At 46.8% G+C, this 6723-nt stretch carries 7 protein-coding genes and 1 pseudogene; 1 reads left to right on the top strand and 7 read right to left on the bottom strand.

The window, feature by feature from the left end; all coding sequences use genetic code 11:
- A pseudogene (locus H6S82_RS13420) lies at window positions 1-230 on the bottom strand (DNA polymerase III subunit delta'); the annotation flags it as partial.
- 456 nt (window positions 231-686) lie between these two features.
- Here H6S82_RS13420 and H6S82_RS13415 point away from each other — a divergent pair.
- Entirely contained in the window at window positions 687-1049 is a 363-nt protein-coding gene (locus tag H6S82_RS13415) for a hypothetical protein (protein WP_190472030.1), read from the top strand.
- 54 nt (window positions 1050-1103) lie between these two features.
- Here H6S82_RS13415 and H6S82_RS13410 read toward each other — a convergent pair whose 3' ends face one another.
- From H6S82_RS13410 to H6S82_RS13385, 6 genes are all read right to left on the bottom strand, one after another.
- On the bottom strand, window positions 1104-1532 hold the full coding sequence (locus H6S82_RS13410) for an FHA domain-containing protein (protein WP_190472032.1): 429 nt from the start codon (window positions 1530-1532) through the stop codon (window positions 1104-1106).
- Window positions 1533-1708: 176 nt separating this feature from the next.
- The gene (locus H6S82_RS13405) at window positions 1709-4219 is read right to left on the bottom strand and encodes a heavy metal translocating P-type ATPase (RefSeq protein WP_347339496.1); all 2511 of its coding nucleotides are present in this window, start codon (window positions 4217-4219) and stop codon (window positions 1709-1711) included.
- A 163-nt stretch (window positions 4220-4382) separates the two neighbouring features.
- The gene (locus H6S82_RS13400) at window positions 4383-4568 is read right to left on the bottom strand and encodes a hypothetical protein (RefSeq protein WP_190472035.1); all 186 of its coding nucleotides are present in this window, start codon (window positions 4566-4568) and stop codon (window positions 4383-4385) included.
- A 20-nt stretch (window positions 4569-4588) separates the two neighbouring features.
- The gene (locus tag H6S82_RS13395) at window positions 4589-5065 is read right to left on the bottom strand and encodes a DUF2752 domain-containing protein (RefSeq protein WP_190472037.1); all 477 of its coding nucleotides are present in this window, start codon (window positions 5063-5065) and stop codon (window positions 4589-4591) included.
- A gap of 86 nt (window positions 5066-5151) precedes the next feature.
- On the bottom strand, window positions 5152-5409 hold the full coding sequence (locus H6S82_RS13390) for a TM2 domain-containing protein (protein WP_199315516.1): 258 nt from the start codon (window positions 5407-5409) through the stop codon (window positions 5152-5154).
- Window positions 5410-5640: 231 nt separating this feature from the next.
- Window positions 5641-6723, bottom strand: a 1083-nt coding sequence (locus tag H6S82_RS13385) for a type II CAAX endopeptidase family protein (protein WP_191056305.1), incomplete at its 5' end; no start/stop codon positions are given.

The following is a 6723-nucleotide window of genomic DNA, read 5'->3' as shown; positions in this document are numbered from 1 at the left end:
CACAATAAATCGGGGTGATTGCTCAGCTGTAGGCGTTTTTGTATAGTTGATTTTTGCTTAGCTTCTGTACCATAAAACAACTCTTCTGTAAAGCACTTTGCTGCCAAACTGCGACCGACGCCATCGGGGCCAACAAACAGATAACCTGGGGCGATGCGATTTTGAGCGATCGCCTGCCCAAGCAACTCTACTGCCTGACTTTGGCCTACGAGCCTTTCAAAAGCATTCATTAAAAAAATCCATCAATTTACCGATTAAGGGTACACTACCTGTATAAATGTATCTGGTCTTGACATTTGGCAATGCCAAACCAAAGATGATGTTTGAGGTTAACTAGCAGCCGAAAAGAATATTCGGCTCGCCCAATGTTACCGAAGTGCAATTAACTGAGCCATTTGGTGTAGCCTTAAGTATTGCCGCGCCTAATGCCGAATATTAGGGACGAAAGAAGAAAGCCGAAAGCGAGACAGAAGAAGGATGAGGAGAAGAATTAGAAGAAAAGGAAGTCAGGCAGAATTAATATTGTCCCTCTTTTCTCCTTCCCCCTTCTCCCTCTCCCTGATGGGGCAGTGGCAGCTTTACAGAGCAGCAATAGAAAACAATGCTTCTAGGTATAAGCTTGAAATCAAATCAATGAGGTTCGGGTATTATAAGAGGGTCTTGGAGTCGCAGGCCGGAGGTATGATATGGCTCGCTATACAAGTTCGTACACAGTTTCCCTTCCTCTCGATCGTCTTAAGCAATTGCTGATAGAAGTTCTAAAGAGTTGTTCGTTAGACATCCTTTATGAAACGATTGACTATATAATGGCGCGTGAGAAGCCAGGGCAGGTTGGCTTTGCCAAGTTAGTGACTGTTGAAGTCCTCATCGATCGTTCAACCGCAACCGCAACCCAAACTAAGATGAGTTTGGTAATGAAAAATGAGGAATTGCCCCTGCAAGTTGACAACCACTGCCACCAGATATTCGATCGCGTCAGTGAGGCGATCGTCAGCAATCGCCAATGGCAGATAATTGAAAATGTAGCAGGAGAGCTACCCACTATTTAGTCAGGCAAATCAGTCAGGCAAAGCTGCGATTACTCTGGCTAACTTGGGGAAATTTTACTCCTCTGGCTCATCGTCAAACATACTACCGGGGTTAATCAGGGTGATATCAAACTCATCTAGCGGCCCAGATGGGATAGTCTCTCGTTTGAGCTGATAGTATATAGCTCGCACCTGCGGGCCAAATACAACTTCATCTTCATTTTTGAGGTCGTGAGCTGGAAGCTTGCGAGAGTTGATGATCAGTCCGTTAGCACTAGCTCTGCCTTTGCCATCGCCATCAACAATGCGATAGTAGTATGTTCCATCTTGTTTGGGCATCTGTAGCAAAGTTGCATGACGACGAGAGACAAACTGGGAGTATAGGCGGATATTACAAGTCGGATCGCGACCGATCGAATATACAGCCTTAGTGAGTATAAACTCCTTGCGCCCTTTATCGTCCTCAACAATGAGTAGATGATTTTGATCCTGTGGTAAAGGCATTGATTGATCTGTCCTGCAATAAATTAATAAAGGCAGCTGCAACCCCGGCGTCACATGGCCTTGATAAATTAGGCTCAGCGCTGCCAACCTGAAAACAACGGTGATTTTCGATTTCAAATTTTAAATTTAAAATTAAATTCAATTTCAAATTTAAAACTTGAATTTCGACTAAAATTTTACCGACGCCAAGGCAGACGACGCAGGAGAAGAGAATTAGTAACAACACTGACGGAGCTGAAAGCCATCATTGCGCCGGCAGCAGCTGGACTGAGAACGAAGCCTAAACTAGGCAGCAAGACACCGGCGGCAATGGGAATACCTAAAGTGTTGTAGGCAAGTGCCCAAAATAAATTCTGGCGGATTTTATTAAAAGTGGCACGCGAGAGCTGAATCGATTTAACGATATCCGTTACTGCATCGCGCATCAGGATAATCTGAGCGCTTTCAATCGCAATGTCAGTTGCCGCGTGCAGGGCTATGCCCACATCGGCTTGTGCTAGTGCCGGTGCATCATTTATTCCATCCCCGATCATAGCGACTCGATGACCCTGAGTTTGCAGAGTTGCGATCGCCAATGCTTTACCATCGGGAAGAACTCCTGCCAAAACATCAGAAGTGTCGAGTAATAGCTCGGAAGCGATCGGTAATGTACTTTCGAGCCTGTCACCAGTCAGCATCATAACTCTCAATCCCAGACGCCGCAGATCTGCCACTGCTGTTTTAGCATCTGGTCTGAGGGCATCCGCAACCGCGATCGATCCTAAGCTGATGTTGTCAGATGCCACATAAACCACTGTTTTTCCCGCTTGTGCTAATGCCCTAACTTGTGCTTTGAGAGCATCGCCAACACTAATTCCCGTTGCTTGCAGCCAGTCCGAAGTTCCCACCAACACCGTCTGACCTTCTACCACAGCGCGAACTCCGAAACCCGGTTCTGTGTAAAAATCTTCGGCAGGTGGTATAGGTAACCCCAGTTTGCGGGCTTCCTCGACAATGGCTGTGGCGAGGGGATGACAGGTGCCGCTTTCGGCTGCCGCCGCCAGTTGGAGAAGCTTTGCCGCCGAGTCGGAGAGCGGTGGGGAGGCAGAGGATAAATTTTGCTTCTCCAGTTCCCCGTTGACTGCAACCGAGATACAGTCAGTCACGCAGGGATGACCGGTAGTAAGAGTGCCAGTTTTGTCAAACACTACCGCGTCAAGACTCGATACCCGTTCTAAAACATCTCCACCTTTGATTAAAAGTCCCGATTCCGCGCCAACCCCCGTACCAACTAGGATAGCGGTGGGTGTGGCCAGTCCCAAAGAACAGGGACAAGCAACTACCAAGACGGCGATCGCCAGCTTTAAACTCAACATCAGGGGTGACTGATGATGCGCGACCATAGATCCGTGTCCCATGACCGCCGCACCGTGCGTCATCAATGTTGCCCCATGCCCTAAAAGCAGATCCGGCCAAAGGTGAGTGCCGATAAAATACCAAAATAGAAATGTGAAAGCGGCAGCTGCCATCACACCGTAAGTAAAATACCCAGCGACAGTATCCGCTAGGTGTTGCACCGGTGCTTTGCGAGTTTGAGCTGCTTCTACTAAGGCGACAATTTGAGCTAAGGTGGTATCTTTGCCAATGCGGGTCGCTCGAATCGCGATCGCGCCTGATTGGTTAAGCGTCCCCGCCTGCACCACATCTCCTATTTGTTTTGGCACCGGCACCGCTTCCCCGGTCAGCATTGACTCATCTACTGTTGTCTTGCCGACGATCGTTTCCCCATCTACGGGTATCTTTTCTCCAGGTAAAACCAGTAAGTATTCTCCCACGCGCACCCGATCGGCTGGTATTTCGACTCCCGTGTCTGCCGTTAGATCCACGTTCGGATCGGCAATTAAGCGTGCCTGGGGTTGCTGGAGGGAAAGCAATGCTTCAAATGCCGCTACTGCCCGTCCTCTGGCGTGTTGTTCCAGCGTTCTCCCTAGCAGGATAAAGCCTAACAGCATCACCGGTTCGTCAAAAAAGCACTCCCAACCGAGCTGAGGGAATAGTAACGCTACTGTGCTGGCGGTGTATGCGGTTACTGCACCCAATCCCACCAGCGAGTTCATGTTGGGTGCTAAGCGCTGCAAGCCTTTGAAGCCATCTACCAAGATCGATCGACCTGGCCCAACTAAAGTAGCGGTTGCCAGACCCCAATGGAACCAAAATGAGGTAAGGATGGAAGGATGCTCGGCAAACCAAGAGTGTTGACCGAAATGGCCTATTCCCGATAAAACAATTAGGATACCTGCGATCGCCAGCCGCCATATAGAAGATTCGATCTCCTGGCGATGCCTTTGTGCGGGCGAAATCGTTTCTCCTGTTTGAGAATAGCGCGGTTGAGTCGGAAAACCAGCTTCTGTCAATTTTGCGGCTAAAGCACTTGGGTCAACCGCACCGGATTTTACGTCGCAAACTGCCACCTCTGTCACTAAGTTGACGCAGGCTGAAACAACCCCAGGATATTGGATTAGCTGATTTTCTACAGCCTTCACGCACCCGGCACACTTCATTCCTCCCACATCCAGGGTAATCGTCTCCACGTCGGAGGCTGGGGTAGCGTCAGCGCCGCTTGACCCAGATATCGCTGTCTGGGGAGACAGCCGTTCAGAAGATTTGTCAACTGACTGCAACACTTCCATTCCTAAAGCAATAAGCACCTCTCTCCTTAGAGAGTAGGCCAAGTCGGGCTAAATTGCCTGAGAAAGTTTAACTTTTCTTAAAAGTTGCGCTCCGGTAGCTAGCGGCTAATGGGTCGTGGATAGTGATTTTCCTACTACCTAAAATTATTTATTTTTAATCCAAAATCTAAAATTAATTCGTTCAGCGATCGTTCCAGTTCAAAAAACTCAGGTAGATGAGCGCAAAACCAGTTTGCAGCACCAACAGCAACCCGTAACCCTTGACGAAAAGGTTGATATCCATACTGGAAAAAACGCTAAAGGCTCCGCTACTTAAGGCACCTAGCAATATTACAAACAAAACTTTTTTATACTTAAAAGTTGACATTCCCATAAAATATCCTTGCTTCAAAACAGTAAATTGCCTAGCGGCGATTTAAAAAAAGCCGCAGATAATTCGCCCGATTTCGATAAATCGTACAAGCGGTAACCATGATATATTAAAACTATAAATAAACATAGCAATTGGATTTTTTGATCTGCAATTATCTTAACATAAAAAGCACTCAAATGTCGTTTTTTTACCAATTCAATTACGAGATGAATAGTTGCTATAGCAAAACAGGCAAACACAACTGGCCCGAAGAGGTTTTGTGCTATTGCCTGACTCCAATCTCCTCGAACAATAGCAATAAAAGAGCGAGTCAAACCACAACCCGGACAGGGAATCCCTGTTAAATATTTAAACGGGCAAACTAAGAAAGGCACTTGCTGCCCGTGATTGTAAAATAAGGCTACCAACAGCGGTGATGAAAAAATAGTCAACTTTACAAAATTCACACGCCGATCGCGAGCCGAGAGAAGCCGATCTGATAATTCAAACATGAATTGTAACTGCCATTGTGATTTTAGCGCCAAGCAGTTCTTAATCGATCGCAAATAATCAAATGGCCGAGTGCCTCAATTTCAAATTAAACTAGACGGTTACCCTGCTTGTCGGGTAGCGAATCTACAACCAAAAGAATAAAGTCAATTAGTGCCCAGATACCACAGCCGCCAAAAGTCAGCAGTTGAACGATCCCGATCGTTACATATCCAAGGTAAAATCGGTGAATTCCGAAACCGCCTAGAAAGAAACATAGAAGGAGGGCGGCAACTTTGGACTTGGCAGGATTATCTTGCATATAGATCTCTAAATAAATCTTCCGTTCCGGTATCACTATACTCATAGGATAGCTTGCATCTATCAAAAGTAGGAAAAATTTACTTTTTTTAATAAGCTGTGACGCCAGATGGTTTTAATAATTGCCAGAATGTGAAAATCTTGTGGGGTGGGCATCTTGCCCGCCCCATTGATACAACTTAGATGCGTTGCAGCTGAGGATCGGAGAGTGTAGGGTGAGTGAAAACGCACCCTACGCTGCGAGTAGCGATATTGCATACTCAATGATGGGCGAATATCAGGTGGAACCGCTACCCAAAATAAACAAACTTAACAGAGTGCCGCTATTCCAGAGGCTGTGGAGTAACATGGGAGCCAGAAGATTGCGAGAGCGGGTGTACACAACAGCCAACACTATCCCCAAAGTAGTCAGGGGCAGCACTTCTGAAAGGCTCAGGTGTGCGACGGCAAACAGCAAACTACTCGCGATCGTCGCTCCCCAAACTGGCATATAACGAGTTAAAGATGGCAGGAGAAATCCCCGGAATAGGAATTCTTCAAACAGCGGTGCAGCAATAGCTGCGGTAAAAAAGAATATCGCGAGTGCCACACCATCTTTACTCTCTAGGGCTAGCGACAAAAGCGGGTTACTTCCCCCCTCTCCTTTCCAAATTTCTTGGTTAATCAGCGACACTACAATTACCAAAGGTAGCGCCACAAAATAACCGCCGAGTCCCCATAAAAACCACTTACCGAACAAATCAAATCGAAACCATCCTTCCGGTAAAGGTAAAAATGATTTCACAGAAAAATACAACACCAATACTCCACCCAATGCAACCAACATATAAGTTGTCAAAACGTAGATTGCTTTTGACCGGACATCAAAAGCGGCGGGTGTGAGGTTGAGCAGTTTAAAAGCTAAGGGAATGAATACAGCAGATATCAGCAATTGCATTCCAAAAAAGCCCACAATGAAAACTTGCCAGATTGTTTCGGCATCCCAAGGCGTTGACCAAGAAACATTTTCATTCTGAGCTAGAAGGGAATTCTCTTTGCGGATCAGACGCTGTGCTACCAACAAGATGAGCAATGCCACGCCTATTAAAAATCCTAACGTGGGCAGAGCAGCCACGATCGCTAATTTCACTACTGCTTGCTGTGCTATTTCCTGTTCTGTTGATTGCAGTTTAACCAGCGCCGTTGAGCGTTGCTGCAAATTGTAAAGTTGACTTAATCCCCGATCGCGGAACCATCCGTCTAAATATTTTTGGATAGTTGGCTCGGCGTCTGGTAAAATCCGAGGTGGATTGCTCCATAAACCGATTAAGACTGTAGCGGTTTTTGCTTCTGCTGCTTGACCGATCTTAGCGCTGGGGCG

The sequence above is a fragment of the Planktothrix sp. FACHB-1355 genome, from assembly GCF_014748295.1.
Taxonomy (GTDB): domain Bacteria; phylum Cyanobacteriota; class Cyanobacteriia; order Cyanobacteriales; family Aerosakkonemataceae; genus Aerosakkonema; species Aerosakkonema funiforme_A.
This window is presented reverse-complemented; position numbering and strand designations above follow the sequence as displayed.